Origin of the sequence: Ruminiclostridium herbifermentans, assembly GCF_005473905.2 — a bacterium.
GTDB classification, from domain to species: domain Bacteria; phylum Bacillota; class Clostridia; order Acetivibrionales; family DSM-1351; genus Ruminiclostridium; species Ruminiclostridium herbifermentans.
Genome location: NZ_CP061336.1, coordinates 2,090,518 through 2,108,848, shown reverse-complemented (window position 1 = coordinate 2,108,848; position 18,331 = coordinate 2,090,518). Strand labels below are relative to the sequence as shown.

At 31.6% G+C, this 18,331-nt stretch carries 16 protein-coding genes; 3 read left to right on the top strand and 13 right to left on the bottom strand.

Annotation, left to right across the window (positions count from 1 at the left end):
• Nucleotides 1–81 precede the first annotated feature (81 nt).
• Complete coding sequence (locus EHE19_RS08780) at nucleotides 82–708, top strand: hypothetical protein (RefSeq protein WP_137696296.1); 627 nt, start codon at nucleotides 82–84, stop codon at nucleotides 706–708.
• Between the two features lie 551 nt (nucleotides 709–1,259).
• On the opposite strand, the gene EHE19_RS08775 is transcribed toward EHE19_RS08780, so the two are convergent.
• The 7 genes from EHE19_RS08775 to EHE19_RS08745 all read right to left on the bottom strand — a co-directional run bounded on the left by EHE19_RS08775 (nucleotide 1,260) and on the right by EHE19_RS08745 (nucleotide 6,786).
• Entirely contained in the window at nucleotides 1,260–1,724 is a 465-nt protein-coding gene (locus tag EHE19_RS08775; protein ID WP_137696297.1) for a DivIVA domain-containing protein, read from the bottom strand.
• A 122-nt stretch (nucleotides 1,725–1,846) separates the two neighbouring features.
• Nucleotides 1,847–2,632, bottom strand: a complete 786-nt coding sequence (locus tag EHE19_RS08770; RefSeq protein ID WP_137696298.1) for a YlmH family RNA-binding protein — start codon at nucleotides 2,630–2,632, stop codon at nucleotides 1,847–1,849.
• Between the two features lie 23 nt (nucleotides 2,633–2,655).
• Nucleotides 2,656–2,943: a YggT family protein gene (locus tag EHE19_RS08765; protein WP_137696299.1), complete on the bottom strand. Its 288-nt coding sequence runs from the start codon at nucleotides 2,941–2,943 to the stop codon at nucleotides 2,656–2,658.
• A 29-nt stretch (nucleotides 2,944–2,972) separates the two neighbouring features.
• Nucleotides 2,973–3,434, bottom strand: a complete 462-nt coding sequence (locus EHE19_RS08760; protein WP_137696300.1) for a cell division protein SepF — start codon at nucleotides 3,432–3,434, stop codon at nucleotides 2,973–2,975.
• Between the two features lie 81 nt (nucleotides 3,435–3,515).
• Entirely contained in the window at nucleotides 3,516–4,223 is a 708-nt protein-coding gene (locus tag EHE19_RS08755; protein ID WP_137696301.1) for a YggS family pyridoxal phosphate-dependent enzyme, read from the bottom strand.
• On the bottom strand, nucleotides 4,220–5,473 hold the full coding sequence (locus tag EHE19_RS08750; protein WP_137696302.1) for a biotin/lipoyl attachment domain-containing protein: 1,254 nt from the start codon (nucleotides 5,471–5,473) through the stop codon (nucleotides 4,220–4,222). Before EHE19_RS08750 ends, EHE19_RS08755 begins: the two co-directional genes overlap by 4 nt.
• 23 nt (nucleotides 5,474–5,496) lie before the next feature.
• Nucleotides 5,497–6,786, bottom strand: coding sequence for a methionine gamma-lyase family protein (locus EHE19_RS08745; protein ID WP_137696303.1), 1,290 nt, complete (start codon nucleotides 6,784–6,786; stop codon nucleotides 5,497–5,499).
• A gap of 541 nt (nucleotides 6,787–7,327) precedes the next feature.
• Between EHE19_RS08745 and EHE19_RS08740 the strand changes: the two genes are divergently transcribed.
• On the top strand, nucleotides 7,328–8,227 hold the full coding sequence (locus tag EHE19_RS08740; protein ID WP_137696304.1) for an RluA family pseudouridine synthase: 900 nt from the start codon (nucleotides 7,328–7,330) through the stop codon (nucleotides 8,225–8,227).
• Between the two features lie 250 nt (nucleotides 8,228–8,477).
• The gene (locus EHE19_RS08735; protein ID WP_137696305.1) at nucleotides 8,478–9,068 is read left to right on the top strand and encodes a MerR family transcriptional regulator; all 591 of its coding nucleotides are present in this window, start codon (nucleotides 8,478–8,480) and stop codon (nucleotides 9,066–9,068) included.
• Between the two features lie 132 nt (nucleotides 9,069–9,200).
• Here EHE19_RS08735 and EHE19_RS08730 read toward each other — a convergent pair whose 3' ends face one another.
• The 6 genes from EHE19_RS08730 to EHE19_RS08705 all read right to left on the bottom strand — a co-directional run bounded on the left by EHE19_RS08730 (nucleotide 9,201) and on the right by EHE19_RS08705 (nucleotide 18,318).
• Nucleotides 9,201–10,877, bottom strand: coding sequence for a pyridoxal-dependent decarboxylase (locus EHE19_RS08730; RefSeq protein WP_137696306.1), 1,677 nt, complete (start codon nucleotides 10,875–10,877; stop codon nucleotides 9,201–9,203).
• A gap of 960 nt (nucleotides 10,878–11,837) precedes the next feature.
• Nucleotides 11,838–13,103: an ACP S-malonyltransferase gene (fabD, locus tag EHE19_RS08725; protein WP_137696307.1), complete on the bottom strand. Its 1,266-nt coding sequence runs from the start codon at nucleotides 13,101–13,103 to the stop codon at nucleotides 11,838–11,840.
• Between the two features lie 245 nt (nucleotides 13,104–13,348).
• A complete protein-coding gene (locus EHE19_RS08720; RefSeq protein ID WP_137696308.1) occupies nucleotides 13,349–14,938 on the bottom strand; it encodes a hypothetical protein in 1,590 nt (529 codons plus the stop codon).
• On the bottom strand, nucleotides 14,895–15,644 hold the full coding sequence (locus EHE19_RS08715; protein ID WP_137696309.1) for an ABC transporter ATP-binding protein: 750 nt from the start codon (nucleotides 15,642–15,644) through the stop codon (nucleotides 14,895–14,897). Before EHE19_RS08715 ends, EHE19_RS08720 begins: the two co-directional genes overlap by 44 nt.
• Nucleotides 15,645–15,961: 317 nt before the next feature.
• Nucleotides 15,962–16,150 (bottom strand): cold shock domain-containing protein, encoded by a 189-nt coding sequence (locus EHE19_RS20140; RefSeq protein ID WP_425314309.1) that lies wholly within the window; start codon nucleotides 16,148–16,150, stop codon nucleotides 15,962–15,964.
• 26 nt (nucleotides 16,151–16,176) lie between these two features.
• Nucleotides 16,177–18,318 (bottom strand): TIGR03986 family type III CRISPR-associated RAMP protein, encoded by a 2,142-nt coding sequence (locus tag EHE19_RS08705; RefSeq protein ID WP_137696310.1) that lies wholly within the window; start codon nucleotides 18,316–18,318, stop codon nucleotides 16,177–16,179.
• Between the last annotated feature and the right edge of the window lie 13 nt (nucleotides 18,319–18,331).

The window sequence follows — 18,331 nt, the reverse complement described above, 5'->3', positions numbered from 1 at the left end:
TCACTTACTTCTTTATATCTTAGTATCTCCGCTAGTAATCATCATTTTTATAACCATAATTAGCTTAGGAGGATAATAGCTATGAAAAAAGTTGACATACTTCTTTCTCTTGAAAAGGATGAATTGCCAGAACTAGCAAAAACAATTGACAAAAATGATATTTCTCTTCTTATTGAACTCCTTAATGAGAAAAATGATAAAATAAGATATGCTGCTTTTCTTTTACTTCAAAATCGTTCTATTTATTGTAATGATGTGTATTTATATTGGGATACATTTAATGAGAAGCTGAAAAATGAAAACTCATATCAAAGAAGTCTAGGCGCAATGCTTCTCGCCGAAAACGTAAGATGGGATAGCCAAAACAAAATTAATAATAGTATTTCCAGTTACCTAATGCTTTTAAATGATGAGAAGCCAATAACAATTCGTCAATGCATTCAATCTCTAAACAAAATAATACCTTTTAAAAAACATCTTCATATTTTAATTGCCGCAAAACTTATGTCTATAGAAATACTTGATATTAAAGAAACTATGCGAAAACCTATACTTACAGATATATTAGGAGTTCTTATTGAAATCAGGAAATACCAAACTAACAATGAAATTGAAAATTACATTAATAAAGCTCTTTTAGGTGGAATAATTGATAAGAAAACAAAAAAACAAATCGAATTGTTATTGCAGCTTACATCAAATTGCTAAACAAAACAGCTTTTCACTAATCAAAGATTTAATCCTGAATTGATAATTACATATACAATTTCAAATATGAGTTAATGAACGATAAAACTATAATAAAAAAACATAAAGAACATTAGCTAATTTAAGGCACAGTAGCACAATTATTTATTAAACCTTAAAAATTACTATTAGCATCAAAATACTATATAAAATTTTTTCTTTTAAGAAATTTCATTACACCAGCAACGTGTAAACAAGGCAGAAGTTATTTACACTTAAAAGAAAACTCAATTGATACCTCATATATAGGAAATACTTACATTAAATGATATTTTTTACCAACACGATAAAACCATAATATATTAAATAAAGGAAATTTATCAATCTTTACATTGTTACAAAAAATGATTAACTAATTACAATATAAAAATAATGGGGTTTATCTTCAACTCCCCTTCGCATGTTATTAAAATAATTTCGCGTAGGTTGTATATATAAATTTCCTATATTACATAAAACAATTACAAATATTTAATCCAAAGTTTATATTAGCAAACATAATTCAAATATAATTACTCTAAATCAGTATCATCACTAAATAATTGTTTTGATAACTCAAGCTGAGATAATATTAAAGTCTCAGATTTAGTTTTGAAAAGGTGAAGTCTCTTCTTCATTTCCTCATACTCAAAACGGATTTTTATTACTTCTTGATTTGCATCATTTATTATCTTTTGAGCCCTGAGTTCAGCTTCTTTGATTATATTTTCAGCCTTCTCATATGAGTTCTTCTTTATTTCCTCACCTGTTTGCTGTGCAACTATCAAAGTGTTTTGAAGAGATTCTTCAATGTTCTTATAGTGTTGAATTCCCTCATTTAAAACAGAAATCCTATCTTTAAGCTCTATATTTTCTTTTATGTAAAGCTCATAATCCTGAATTACATTGTCTAAAACACTATTAACCTGGTCTTCATCATAACCTCTAAAACTCTTCTTAAACTTCATATTGTCAAGATCATTAGGAGTATAATTCATAGTCACGCATCCTTTCATAAATGCAAAATTTTAGGTTGATTGAGTGAATGTATGTGTAAAAGTTTTCGCAAAAAACTTGCTAATCTAAAAAAATCTAAATAGAATATTTTTGTTGGCATTATTTATTCAAATTTTTTAATCACTATACTAATTCTATCCTTCTTGGTAGTTCCAACTACTTTTTCTAAAACTATCCTGCCTTTACCCCGAATAGATATTGTATCTCCTTCTGATAATTGCTTTGAAGGATTTTGAACAACTTCCCAATTAACATTAACTCTTTGCGCTTTAAAATATTCTAAGACCTTTGTTCTTGAAACACCAAATCCACTAGCTGCAATTGAATCAGCTCTTAGGGAAGCTACTGTGGTATTAATAACTTTTTCCTTCTTTTGAGGAGGAGTATACTCATACAAGTTCAATAATTCACAGCTAACCTTTACATTCCCAATTTTGTCCAAATTGTATAAAATATATTCTGCAATTTTATCAATTAAAAAAACATCTGCATGAGATTGGCAAACTAAAATATCGCCAATTTTCTCTCTTTTTATGCCAAGTCCCATCAGAGAACCTAAATAGTCTCGATGAGATAATGGTTTCTCCATTGAAGGAGTAATTCTTAAAAAACTCAAAGGAGAATTGCTAAGCACAATATCCTGATCAATAATATCAGTGCTAATTACAGCTATCACTCTTTCTGCACCCTCATATCCGCCTGTAAACGTATAAAAAACATCACTTACCTTGTCCAAAATGCGCTTGGCAATAGCCGCTTCATAAGGAGAAAGAAAATCCGAGTACACAAAAGAGGAATAACGGCATTGTTCAACTTTATCTAAAAGTCTGGAAACCAGTACCTTATCCTCAATCTTTGAAACCATTTTAATTAGTATATTTTTATCCATATATTTATCTAATATCTAAAAAATCACCATAATAATCTAAAAACCATAATTATCAAATTCCTAACCACATCACATAGTAAAAAAGCAACTATCGGAGAAAAATCAATCATTGACAACATTGAGTTGTTCAAAAAACTTGATCTTCTGAGCATACCACGTATAGGGGCTAGTATAGGTTCCGTAATCATATACAGCAAATCCACAAGCTTATTGTTTTTGGATATAGGCAGCCATGACAATAACACTCTTGCAATAAGAGCAATTTCAAATATCTTTAATACATAGTCAACTGCTATATAAATTGCGTACATCAAATATCCTCCAATAATTACATTATAAACTATTTAGCCCATGGAAAAACTGTCTTGTTTTTAATCTCGTCATCTAAATCTCCACTAACATCTACACTGTTTGGAGCTATTACAAATATATCACAGGAAACCTTCTGGATTGAACCATCAAGTGCATAAATAGATCCGCTCAAGAAATCAATAATCCTCTGAGCATCCTGCTTTTCAATTCCCTCTAGATTGATAACAACAGGCTTATTGCTCTTTAAGTGATCACAAATATACTTTGCATCATCAAAGGTATCTGGTTGAGCAACAACCATCTTGAACTGATTTCCATTATGAATATTTACTACCTTACCAGACTGCTGCTTCTTAGAATTGTTAAAAAAGTGTGTTTGAATAGGCTCGTTTTTGGTATCGTTATAGGTTTCTTCCTGAAGATCTAAATCCTCATCATCTATAGCTTCCCATCCAACGAAATTGAACACCTTATTAAGAAGTTTTGACATTTCAAATACCTCCTGCATCTTTTGTAAATTATATTTTTATCCTTATGTGATCCTTATGTAATTTATCTTGTAAAATGTAAATTACACTTTAGTATAATCTCTCTTTCCAAATATGTCAGTACCAATTCTGACAACATTCGCACCCTCTTCAATTGCAACTTCAAAATCGTTACTCATACCCATGGAAAGATAATCCATACTAACATTATCTAATTTTTTCTGCTTTATGTCAATATATATGCTATAAAGTTTTTTAAAAACATCCCTTATATCCTCTGTATTTTCAGCATATGGAGCAATTGTCATCAATCCTCTTACGGAAATATTACCATATTCAGAAATTATTTTAATAAATTCATTTACCTCCTGAGGACTAATGCCAAACTTACTCTCCTCACCAGAGACATTTACCTGCACTAAAATATTCATTTTTTTGCCAATTTTTGATGCTCTAGAGTGGATTTCTTTAGCCAATTGGATACTATCTACAGAATGTATCAAATCCACTTTATCGACAATATATTTGACTTTGTTTGTCTGTAAATGTCCAATTAAATGCCATCTGCATTCAGATGAAAGCTTATCATATTTTTCAAGAAGTTCTTGAACTCTATTTTCCCCCATATCTAAAATTCCATAATTATATACACTTTTAATTCTTTCAACATCAACAGTCTTTGTAACAGCGATTAATTTTATATCTTCGGCTTTTCTTCCGCTTTTCTCAGCAGCCGCCTTAATTCTTGACAATACATTGTCTAGATTTTCTTTAATACTTAAATCAATCAATTTATTATCTGCCCCTCCTGTATATTTAATGGATTTAATATATATTTTTTGTATAATAAAACTGATGTTTGTCCATCAATCTCATCAATAATTACTGCATCGCTATTCATGCCATTAATACGAACTTTTACTTTTTTTGCAGTCATACCATCTACCAAGAATATTTCAGCAGTCCTATTTTTCTTATCAATGTTCATCAAGCAGCTGTGTGGAACCTTTAATCCGCTTGAACTTGATAAAACAATATCAGCATTTATTCTCCTTAGCCCAACAGTTTCATTTAGTCCAGTATCAAATCTAAATGCAATAATTCTTTTACCATCAATAACATCTGAACTGTAAATTATTTTTGAATCCATGCTGTAACCTGTATCATTTATCCTAATTGTTACATTTCTATCTAAGGCAAAATCGCTGCTTTCACTTTCATTTACTGCTGCTATAAAATAACTTTCTAAGCCCTTAACCAGCTTTGCTATAGGTTTTCCCTTCTTAGCATCTATTATATTAAAATCTCTGTTTGTCTCTTTTGTAATTATCATATCTAATGTTTTGGGAGTAGTATTTCTTATAGAATCAGGAGTCAGAACGCTTTCATACCCATCAACCGCAAAGGATATTAAACCTGCTGAATTTGTTTTTACTTCTACAATATTTTTATTTAATTTGTTTTCAATAGCAGCCTTTTCATTTTTCAATTTGTTAATATATGCTGCTGATTTACTGTTATCACCAAAAACATCTGACTTTTTATAAACAATACTGTTTATTTTATTAATTGTATCATTGCTTTCAACCAAGCTTCCTCTAACTGATTGCTGGGCTAATTCCTTTACCTTGCTTATTATTTCGTTATCCATTTTATTTAAATCGCCTGAAAACTTGGATACATTCTCCCGTTGTGCCTCTTGTGCTCTAGCTATTTCTAATTCCTTCTTTTTTAATTCTTCATACGTGGAAACAGGTACATTCTTAACTACCGATGCAATTCTATAATAGGCAGGTACCTTTTCCCCTTCAGCAGCATCCATAACGCAGCTACCTGTATCTGGTGAATTAATAACCTCTTCATTTCGCACAAAAACACCATCTATATTTTGTATTTCTTCTATTGTTCCAATTCTCAGTAAATCTGTTTTAACGCCATTACTATTAACAATATAGAGCAATGCTGGAAGGTATATCAATAAAAACACTATCAAAATAAGTGTACCTATTTTAACACTCTGCTTTTTGAATACACCCTTCATTTGCTTGCCTCCTAAAATAAAATCTATTTTACCATTCCTTGATTAATTAGCTTCTGTAATGCTATCATGTTTCCCAATTTGACATGCTCATATACTAATCCACCCTGCATGTATGCGATATAAGGCTCTTTAATTGGCGCATCTGCACTTAATTCTATTGAAGAGCCTTGAACAAAGGCACCTGCCGCCATAATAACCTGTGAATCGTAACCTGGCATGTCCCACGGCTGAGGTGTTACATAGGAATCAACAGGAGAGCCCTTTTGAATCCCCTGACAAAAGGCAATTAAGCTATCTGCATTATTAAACTTGACTGCCTGTATTATGTCACTTCTTTTTGCCTCAAGTGACGGTAATATTTCAAAGCCTGCTAGTTTCATTAGTGCAGCACAAAATACTGCTCCTTTAAGGCTCTCCGACACTACATGAGGCGCCATAAATAATCCCTGAAACATTAGCCTATTGTTTCCAAGAGATGCGCCAACCTCTTTACCTAAGCCTGGTGACGTCAATCTATAGGCACATTGCTCAACCAATTGGCGCTTTCCAGCAATATAGCCTCCTGTAACTGCCAGTCCACCCCCGGGATTTTTAATAAGTGAACCTGCAATAATATCTGCTCCAACTTGAGTTGGCTCAACCTCTTCAACAAATTCACCGTAGCAATTGTCCACCATTATAATAATATCTGTATTTATTGCTTTAATAGTATCAACTATATTTTTTATATCCTCAATGCACAGTGCATCTCTCCATGAATAGCCTCTAGAGCGCTGAATCATAGCCATTTTTGTTTTAGGAGAAACAGTAGCTTTAATTTGCTCTAAATTAGGTTTGCCATCCGGCATTAAGTTCACCTGTTTGTAGGTTACTCCAAATTCTTTCAGGGAACCACAGTTTTCTCCCCTAATGCCAATTACCTCTTCAAGTGTATCATATGGCTTTCCTGTAACAGCAACCAGTTCATCACCTGGTCTTAAATTTCCAAACAGACACAATGCTAATGCTTGAGTTCCTGAAACAATATGATGTCTTACAAGTGCGTCCTCAGCACAAAACACATCAGCATATACGCTGTCTAACACATCTCTTCCTCTGTCGTCATAGCCATAGCCCGTTGTTCCATTAAAATGTGAATCGCTGAGTTTATTATCCTGCATTGCCTTAATTACTTTTAGCTGATTTATTTGCTTAATTTCATCTATACGTTCAAATACAAGCTTTGCATCCTTCTCTGCCTGCTCTGCCATTTCAATAACCTTATCGTCTATTTCAAAATTTTTCTTTAGATATTCTATTGTGCTTGAATTCATTTAATACAATCCTCTTTTTCTATTAGTTTTTGCTTTGCCCATACTTAAATTTATATCGAAAATTATAATAATTAAACCATTTTAATGTTGAGCATTTTTCCTATAAGCATTATATACCATTGCCAAGTATATAACCATATTTTATCTTTATATTTTCTGCAGTTTTATAAATTATCACATTATTAAGAAAAAATCAAATATGACTATTGATGCTGAAATAACTCAATTGAAATAACTTAATAATATTGTTCTTCCAGCTTCTTTTCATAACGGCTTTTAAACTGTATAATAAATATGCTTTACATCTCGAGAACAAAGTTAGTGACAGCATTGTGCTTTTTTGAGTAGAGTAAAGCCACAAGTGTCTTTTCACTTATTTTTTCATTGCTGTTAGCACCAGCAAAATACTTTACAACTCGAAATTAAAGTTAGTGCTGGCATTGTGCATTTTTGAGTAAATGGGTTGAAAAAATAACATTTTCTATATACCAATGTTTTATTGAAATAGTACGTGAGTGCAATATATGGCATGGAGGTTAATATGATATTAGAACATACTATAGACAAAAATGATGTAGGAAAGCCTGTAAGGTTTATTTTAAGAAATAGGTTGCAGCTTTCCACAAAGTTTATCAATAAACTAAAACTACAAAACAAAATTACGATAAATAATATACCTGTTAAAACCAATTATATTGTAAGCGAAAATGAGGTACTTAAAGCTGAACTTGAACTTGAAGAAGACTGCGATAATATTGAACCTCAAAATATTCCTATAGATATTATCTATGAGGATGATTGCCTTCTAGTACTTAATAAACAGCCAGGAATTGTTGTTCATCCAACCTTTAATCATCCCAATTCAACTATTGCCAATGGAATTGTTTATTATCTTAAGCAAAAAGGAATTACAAAAAAAGTCAGACCAGTTAGCAGACTTGACAGAGAAACCTCCGGCATCATAATATTTGCAAAAAATCAGTTTGCGCAAGATGTTTTAATACAACAAATGCAAGATAAAATATTCGAAAAAGAGTATTTAGGCATTGTTCAAGGTATTCCTGTCAACAAAAAGGATACAATAAATCTACCTATAGAAAGAAAGCCTGAAAGCATTATGCTAAGATGGATTTCAGTCACTGGGGCACCATCTATTACTCACTATGAGGTGTTAAAGAGTTCTCCACAATACAATACAGCTTTGCTTAAATTTAAGTTAGAAACTGGCAGAACACACCAAATTAGAGTTCACTGTCAAGCAATGGGCTTCCCCATTTATGGAGATACACTGTATTCAGATAACAGAGATTTTCTAATTTCAAGACAAGCTTTACATTCTCACACTACTAAAATTCTTCATCCAGAAACTAAAAAAGAAATTATTTTTAATGCTGAGCTTCCTGAAGATATAAAAAGTGTCTTGGAAATAATGGGCTTATAATTTGGTAATATTTTACACAACATATCTCTTGTGTTATACTAATTTGCATATCAAGGTGTAAGCAACTTATTACATTAATTCATCTTTCCTAGTTGCAATTTAAGTTTTTTAGACTTATCAATTAAAGTTCAATGGAAAGTTGAGTTATTAAATCATTTATCCTCGTTGTATAAAAATGAGCATATTAATTAACTTCACCTTATACAAATGAAAAAATAATCATGTTAGTGTGATTCAGGAGGTACTTTCTATGGACGTTTTGAAAGAAAGATATTCAATAACGGAGTTAAGTGAATATTTAAATATTACAGATCATGCTTTGAGGTTTTATGAAAAAGAATTTGGTCTGAAAATTCCCAAAGATTCAAGAGGCAGGCGTTATTATACAACAAATCATGCAAACTTAATGTATCAAATTAAAACTATGCGAGACCAAGGACTCGAACTTAAAGCAATTAGGAAAATCCTCGAAGATGAAAACATTATTGAAGAACAGCAACAGTTCTCTAAGTTTAATGGTGAAAATTTGCCAGCAGTAATAAATTCTAGTTCTAATCAACTAAGCAGTCAAGAATTAACCACAATAGTGGAAACCTTAAATACCATAAAAAATGAACTTTTAGGCAATGTTTCAGCGGAAATTCAATCCTCAAGGGAATCTTTGGCAAAAGATATATTAAAATCTAAATTAGAACTTGGAGCTTGCATTGAAAATAGCAATCGAAAGTTGGAAATTAAGCTTGATAAGCACTTTCAGGAAGTAGATAGATCCCTTACTGAATGGAGAGAGAGAAAAAATTCTTCTTTATCAGGAAAGTTGAAGAAGTTAATTGGAAGATAGTGCCATATCTATATTTTACAGTACTATATTTACCTGTAAAGACATACATTGGCACTACCTATTTTCATTTTTGTTTGCAATTAATATGACAATGAAAAACTCCTGTTTTAGAAACCCTGCTTTAATCACTTTTTATCTGCAAACAAATGCCCGAGGTCTATGTAAAACTTCGTAAGGAGAAAAATCATCTCTGCACTTATCATATTCCATTTTTAAATCAAAAAGTTCCTTTATAATACCGGTCATATTTTCTTTATTTGCAAGCGGAGACATTGGAAATGCTTTAAGAACTCCAATTTTAACTCCGCTTTTTGTTACATCATAACCCTCAGAGTATTCTAAAGAAATGGAACACTCGCCTTTTGCCTGCTTATCAATTAAATAAAGAAAAAAATGATAAATGTATTCAGCTATGCCAGCTGCACTTTCGCTGTCCATATCTGAAATATCATTATATTTCAGATTTTCTCCCGGTTGTTTTATTATAAATAGTGTTACAAAACCTTCTGTTTTATCATTTATAACTTCAAACTCACAATTCTTCTTAAGAGAGTCTTTTATATATTCACCAACAGTCATCAGTGAGCCTATTACTTTTTGAAAGCCTTCATAACCAAAGCACTTCAGCGTAGTAAGTGCCGAAATAGGCCCTGTTCCCGCTCTTGACAATTCCATTGTATATTGGAACGGAGAATAATTTCCATATTCTAATTCATCTAACTCGATTGGATGAACATCACCCAATTTAAATATCTGCGCTTTATCTCTGGACATAAAAACACTTGATGTATATGGACAGAAACCAGTCTTGTGAAAATCTGCGGCAAATGAATCGGCATAGGTAATTTGTGATATTCTTAAATACATTGACCTAATTTTTGATAAAACCTTTGCGTCAAAGCTAAGTGTATTCCGATTAAAATCATAGTTTTCAAAAAATAACCATGTCCATCCAATAACCGAATCCACATGTACATGAGGTAAATAATTTAGAGAAAATTTCTCAGCCAGCCTATCCCTCATTTCAACAACTTCTTTTATAGGATCAACTGTCAATTGCAGAGTAGTTCCTCCATTAGCCAGAATGCACGCTAATATTCCACCCTTTTTAATACGCTCGGAAATGATTTTTTCTGACTCTTCAATTAACATTCTTCCGTTATCATCTACAGGCAGTTTTAGACAATTACTTTTCCCAATCCCTAGCCAATCACATACTTCTGCGTGGCAGGGATGCCCTTGACTGGTTGATACAACAAAAATGTCTCCTTTTATACCATTTTTACTGATATCCTGTGAGCACTTCTGAAGTCCTACCTTTACAGCATACATAACTGTAGATTTCCCACCAAATGTAAAAACCCCATGTGAATCTTCCCAATCCCAACCAGCCAATTCAGCTAAATATTTGCAAGTTTCCAACTCAGACTTTATTAAATTTCCTGTCAGCATGTCCTGTGCAAAATTAGGATTAATAAGCATAGTATATGAGCCTGCTGCAGCTGCTGGTAAATTAGCAGGTGGATTTATATTTATCATTGTTCCAGGGTAATTCCATCTAACAGTTCCTTTAAAAAGCTCAGATATTTCCTCAAAGACTTCTGTGGGTTCTCTGCTTTCCAGAGATAGCTTACACCCTTTTAAATAATCATAGTAGGAACACTCAATTTCTCCGTTAAGTCTGCTTTTATCTGTATCCACTTGCTTACTTACAAAACTATCCAAGCTACTTATCATTTCCATGTATCGGCTAATATCTTTACTATTTGGATCTTGAAAATATCTAATAATTTTACTCATCCCTTTCATATTTTTTGTCCTGCTATAATTCAACAAATTATATAAAACTTAAAAATATGCTTTGCTTTTATAGATTAAATCTTCATGAATGCCATAATCATTTAACTGAATAAAACTTATAATCCTAGATAGTAAGTTAATTTAGCTGTATCACCTTCCTTTTGATAAGGAAATTTGCTTTGCTATTAATATAGCCGAATTTTTTTCATTATCATGGTACATAAATGGATAGCCCAAGAGAGAACTACTTTACTCTACGGCAAACCACTCTTTGTTTATTCCCCCCTCTGAAATGAAAAACTCAATTTACTATCCACTGAGTATTTGAAAATTTCAGAAATAGGTTAACTTAAGACTATTTCTACAAACACCTTTCAATAACTCACTTTGGTCAAAAAGCATTAAGCTGGTACAAAGTTAATGTAAAATACCCCCAATAAATAATCTTTTCTCACATTATCAAACGCCAATAAAACTCCAAAATATAAGCATAGTAAATAATTTACAAACATAGACATACTTATACATCAAAAGATTTCAGTTAATTACATATCAATCATTTTATACAAAAATTCAAATTTTTAATATTTTAACTTAATAGTAATTTTATGTCAATAGGACCAATTGTATATTAGAGCCCCATATAAGCCTAAAAAATAAAGCAAAAAAATACTACTAATAGACCAGCGAAAAATAGGACTGGTTAATTAGTAGTAAATTTTCAATTGCACTTCGATAAACAAATTATGTTAAAATTTCAAGGCTTTGAATGGTAATTTGATTTGTAAATTCCTGTTAACATACTTCTTTCCATTTCATCTTCAGTTAAAATTAAGGAAATATTTATTTATATTGTGATGAATCTTCAGTTTATATTCAATGCATTGTGCAAAATAAAATGCCCAAAATCAAATTCAGGTTCGTCATTTCTGTATTGAAATATACTTAAATGCTATTTATAACACCACTTCAAGCTGGAAGAATAAATTGAGGGAACAGACTTCGGGTTCCGCTTTCGTCAAACACTTGATTAAACTTTTCAATTTGCTCACTTATAGGTGTTCTTTTTGTATTTAATACCGATTTAAGCATCTCTAATGCGTCCTGCATTTGTTCTAAAGTAGGCTCTTTACCTTCCTTTTCTAAATATAAAAGCATTTCCTGAATCCTTCTGTATGGAATAACTACTCCATTTTGATATTCATCGTTATCCCAATTACTGTTTTTAGTGCAAACGGCGATGGCTATGCATTTTTCAATCAATTTTATTTTGCTAGCTTTTTCCTCTGTATTTAGGTTTTCACCAGCTATTTCTTTTAATGAGAGTACATCCTCTTCTGTATCAAATGCATAACACTTTATTAGTTTGCTATTACTCTTCATCAGATTTTTTAATACCGCTTTAGGGCCTAGTTCAATACCAAGTTCTACTCCTTGTTTTTCCAAGTATTGTATTATTGATTGCCATTGTACAGGTTCTGTGATTTGCAATTCTAGATTTTTAATAATCATACTGCTATCCTCATAAGGCAGAGCCGTTACATTAGACAAAACAGGCCATTTTAGTATACTATATTCATAGTTGCTAAGTTCCTCTTTTAATCTCTCTGCTGCCTGTTTCATTAATGGACTATGAAATGGAGCACTTACACTGAGAGGTGTTATTCTTCCTCCCTTTTCTTTAAGTCTTTTTCCAACTTCTTCTACTGCATTTTTATGCCCTGATATAACAATTTGATTAGGAGAATTATAATTGGATATAACTACCAGGTTATTATCTCCATTTACCAAGAGACATTCTTCTTTAATTATTTGCTTTTCCAAACCACTAACCGCTGCCATCGCACCAATTCCAGCTGCTGCCGCTTCCTGCATAAATTTTCCGCGGTTACGTACAATTTTTATAGCATCACTAAACTTTATCCCCCCAGCACATGTTAATGAAGTAATTTCACCTAGACTGTGTCCGCATAAGTAGGAGGGTTCTACTCCTATTTCTTGCATATATACCTTAAACATCGCAACACTGGTTGTCAAAATTGCAGGTTGAGTATTTTCTGTTCTTGTAAGTTCTTCCATACTTCCCTCAAAGCATAGATTTCTAATATCAAAGCCCAGCACTTCATTTGCTTCTTCAAAGGTTTCTCTTACAACAGAGTATTTTTCATGTAAACTCTTTCCCATACCTACATATTGAGACCCTTGTCCGGGAAATAGTAATGCTACTTTTTTCATAAATATATCTTCCTTTCGGTTTTAATAATAACAATACATGTATAAAATAAATTACATAAACTATTATAATTAAATTTCAAATTTCGAACATTAGCTAAGACTAAGTGTTATACCTATTTACACATATACTCATAAACTCAAGCGTTGAATACCTTATAAGTCTATATGATATTAGGTAAGGTATCAATAATAATGAATAGTTGAAAGTCTATTAATAAATTTTATTAATACTTTAAGGCTACTTACTACTCTATATTCAAAATCTGCTTTTTATTATTTCTGGCATATAAAAATCCAGTAATTGCAAATAAAATAAGAAGTGTGGCTCCCATTATAAAATTCACAGAAACATTTTTTATTGTGAACAAAGCAACTACTGGTATCAAAATACTTACAAAGCTAACCAGCATTGTCACTAGTGCAGAAGCACTTTGCTTTACTACAGTTACCTCATTGTCCCACTTCATTACTGGTAAAGCTAAATTAACAGTAATTCCTGCAACTGCTGAAAAAAGAATATATACAGCTGGGATTAGGACTATCCATACTCCTCCAATAAAGCTAGGCTTTGCTGCTATAATACTCAAAATAACCGCAATTATATAAAAGGGAAATGCTATACTAAGATTGAGTAGAATTTTACTATCGAATATATCCTTACTTTTAACTGGGATTGTTTTTGCAATCCACCATTGTTTTCCTTCCATTGAAATAGAAGCTGCCGTTGTGGGCATAATTGCTCCCATTGCTCCTATAATAATAGGTAATGTTTTTTCTACTACACCAGGCAGTTCCATTGCAGCCTCTAATTTTTCTGGTCCCATAATAAGCAAAGCAACAGCAGCTATTGCCATAAGTAAATAACCAATTAATGTATTTGAAACATATACACTAGAAGCAAAGTATCTCTTTAGTTCCCTATAAAATAGTGCTTTTACTGGTGATGCAGTCTTAAGTTCACCCATTGAATAGTTGTTTTTGGCGGAACTTGCATTAAGGGTTGAACATATGACAGTAAAGTAACGCTGCAATATGAAAATTGTAAGAGAGAATATCCCAACCGATGTTATAATTAAAAGCAGAAAATAACCTATATCTGCATTTACAGAAGCTTTGCCAAACCATGCAGCCGGAGGATATATGCTCTGAATTTGTGTGGAAATAAGTGAAGCATAATTCTTTAATACCTCTTCACTTAAGCCTTCAATTTTATTCCCAGACAATGAACTAAATAGGATAATTCCAACTGCAAACAAAATAGTTAACATTGCACTGATTAAGCTTTTATGCTTCATACGTGAGCTAATAGCTGTAATTCCAGCCCCTATAGCAGTTGCAAGGGTTATTGGCAGAAGAGGTAAAAATAGAGTTCCTATCACGCTAAAGATATAGAACATAATACTTGGAGTCTCAAACATCCCATAGAAAAAAATCCCCGGAATCATAATTAGAAAACTCATAATCAAGTTAGTTATATACATTGTAAAAAAACGGCTAACTACTATAGCTGTTCTTGATACAGGAAGAGAAACTAATATTTCATAGTTGTTCATTTGAAAAATAACACTTCCAGCTTTTAAAAACGAGAAAAAAAGTATAACAAAACTTATGACTACAAATAAGTATTCTGGTATAACCCTTGCCATTCCAAGTGTTGATAGTCCTATACACAGGGCCGAAACATAAGACAAAAGCATAATGATTAAAAACACCCAAATTAACGTCATTCCAATCCAGCGTTTTTTGACCTTTTTATCCTTGCTAAATCGAAATTCATTAAATCCAAATAAATTATAAAGCTGAACTGCTGTCAGCTGACGAATTTGTCTTAGCATTTCCAACCACCTCCATAAATACTTCTTCTAATGATTTCCCTCCAGTCAGCTTTTCAGTTTCACCAGACACAATTAATTTACCTTCCTTGATAATAGCTACCTTGTTACAAAGCTTTTCCGCCACGTCAAGCACATGAGTTGAAAAGAATATAGCTACACCATTTTTGCACATATCATACATAATTTTCTTTAAGGTAACAACTGCCTCTGGATCAAGGCCTACAAAGGGTTCATCAAGAATAAGTAATTTAGGCTTGTGTATCAGCGCACCAATAATAGCAAGCTTCTGCTTCATACCGTGTGAATAAGTGGAAATAAGGTCTCCTAATGACTTTGTCATATTTAAATCAGCCGCATATAATGAAATTAGCTTTTCACGTTCTTCTTTACTTATTCTAAAGACATCCGCCATAAAATTCAGATACTGTATACCTGTAAGATATTCATATAAATCCGGATTATCAGGAATATAGGCAAACTTGGATTTACAGAGTATTGGATCCTTTTTTATAGAAACACCGTCTATTAATATATCACCCTCATTAAAGTCAATAATGCCTACAACAGATTTGATAGTAGTTGTTTTTCCTGCACCATTATGCCCAATAAAGCCATAGATATCTCCTGCCTCCACATCTATTGACAAATTGGAAACAGCTACTTTACCACCCTTATAAATTTTTGTAAGATTTTTAATACTAAGCATATAAGTCCTCCGATTCTCATTACTTTGCAGTTTATGCCTGCTTTTTTATATATTGTAATCCAAATTATTGAAATATTATCAAATCAATAAAATAATTATAACAAAGTTAGAAATAAAGTGCAGGGGGGTATAAACTAAAAAATATAAAGCTATCTATTCCTTTTTTCCATTTCTTTTTTCCATAAACTACTCAATCAAATCAATCCTTAATATAAATATATCAGCATTATATATCGTAAAGATTAAATAATGCTGATATAAACTCTGAAATATAAGAATGTGGATATATATGACTGCATATAGCAGAAATTAATTGGTCATTTATTGATTTTTCTTACGTTCATAGCTTTATCTCGTTCATTCATATCTTTTCCAATATTAAATTCTATTCTGTCTCCTTTTTGTAATTCATTTCCTTTAACAACATCCCTTATATGAACGAAAATATGTTTCTCTTTTGTAAATCCAAAACCTCTTTCGTTAAAGTTTGTAAAAACATCTTCCAGTTTATATTGAGAATATTGATTTAAATTTATTTGTTTTGAATATTATTGTTTCTCATTTTTTGTTTTGTATGTTCTGAGTTCGGATATATTCGTACAGGCTCTATAAATTCCCCTGCTTCATTAAAGAATTCATTTGCACAAGGCAGTGGATTACGATTTCTAAACTCTTTTTTGCTAATTTCCATATAAACTCGGTCATACGATAATCTGCTTTCTCTCTTATGTACGTTCTGATATAACTGAATGATTTCGTCCTTATCAAAATCTATATCAAAATCTCTTTTTAGCTTATCTTTGTATGCATTTCTAAATTCATTCAATGCATCTTCAATCATTTCATTTTCTTTTGAATATGTCACTTCTAATGTGTTTGCTTCAATACCTTCTGGATTTAGAAAATATTCTTTTATTGAATTATCCTCTTCGCTTTTGTAAAAATAGTTTAACTTAATCTTCTTGACTTCAATAGCTCCATAACCATAAGGCTTTCCTTTTCCGATGGTTTGTTGCTCGTTTTCATTTAGCTTTAAAGCACAAATAAGCAAACCCAATTCATCTTTCGTTAGATTTTCAAAATAAATTTTTCCAGTAAACTCCGCTTTAGGTTGAATGGCTTCAAATTTTGTGAAAATATTTTTAAATTTTTCCCTTTTGGACAAAATTTCATCTGATATCTTACCAATATTTTCTCTTTTCCAATAAAACTTATATCCTCTTAATTTAGCATCATCACTATTGAAAGTTGTAAGTCCATTATAGCCTGATACTTTCACCTTTTTTCCTATCTGGTTCAAATATAATTGAAAAGAAGTTCCATGAGGTCCTAACAATATTGCTTCACAATTTTTTAACTTATCTCCACCTCTTGTACATATACAATTTGTTATATTTATTCTGCTCTTGTAATGTTCAGTCTTAGCTTTCTCGTCCTGATTATTGTCAGCACACACATATCCAAACATACTTTTTACATAGTCATATATAGGAGTACTTTCTTTTTGAGTGAGACATGACATTACACTGTTTTTATAAAATATGCGAAAATATGGTGTGGGTCCAAATCCAACCAAGCGTTCATCTGTTAATTTATAAAAAAATAATTTTTTGTGTTTTTTACCTATCAGATAGTTATTACCATCCATTGGCAAATTATAGAATTCTTTATTTTTCCCTAATAGCTTACTTCTGTTATTAAAATCTTGCAAAAATGATAATGCTAAATCTAATGGTATCTGAATTGGTTCTTTATCAACGTCTTCATCAGCAGATACTAAAAAATGATGTGTTTTACCATCAATATAGGATGAATTAATTAGGGTTCCAATATACTTACCATCTTTATCAATTTGTGGAGTGCAGCCTTCCAAATTAAAATGAATACCTTTATGATGATATGGTTTATATTCAGTGTTTAAATTTTCAGCTTTCTTTTTTTCATTATTCCACTTTTTTAACACTTTGGGTACATAATCCTTAGCATACTCTTTCAGACTTTCTTCAGCTATTTCTTTTTTGAGTTCTTCTATTTTCTCTAGATCTCCATAACAAAGTTCAATTTTATTTTTGTATTCCTCTTTTTTTGAAAACTCAAAGGTCTCAACCTCTTCCAAATACATATATTCATTATTATTTAAGCAATTAGCCCTGCGTAATTCATTTTCATGAATTCGAAAATATGTAGTCCCTGAATCACCAAATTCTTTTACTGGTTGAATTTCAAGATGTTTTTCGTCTTTCCAGTAAATATACCCTGCTTTAACTCCATCTGCAATACGCATACCATTATCGTTTGTCGCATTCATTTCTTTGCTATATTCTTCTTTAACATTTATGCAATTATCAGCAAATGTACGATATAAATATGTATCATCATCAATAAACTCTGGATAAGAAAAGCTTAGAATTTCAGCATTTGTGCGTAACATACCACGAATTGTACTTCCTGGAATAGCAATATTACCATATCCATCCCTAAAAAACTCATCTACATTATTTATATCTTTTTTTCCGGAGCCTATATGTAACTCAGTAAAATTTTCTATTGTATACTCAATGTTACCTGTGTACGTTCCATCTTCATAACGATTAAAAGCCTTTAATTTATCTGGTTTTTGCATTTTTCGTTCTGAAAATGGTATAAAATTATATGGTGCAAATGTGTCACCCATTACAAATATCTCC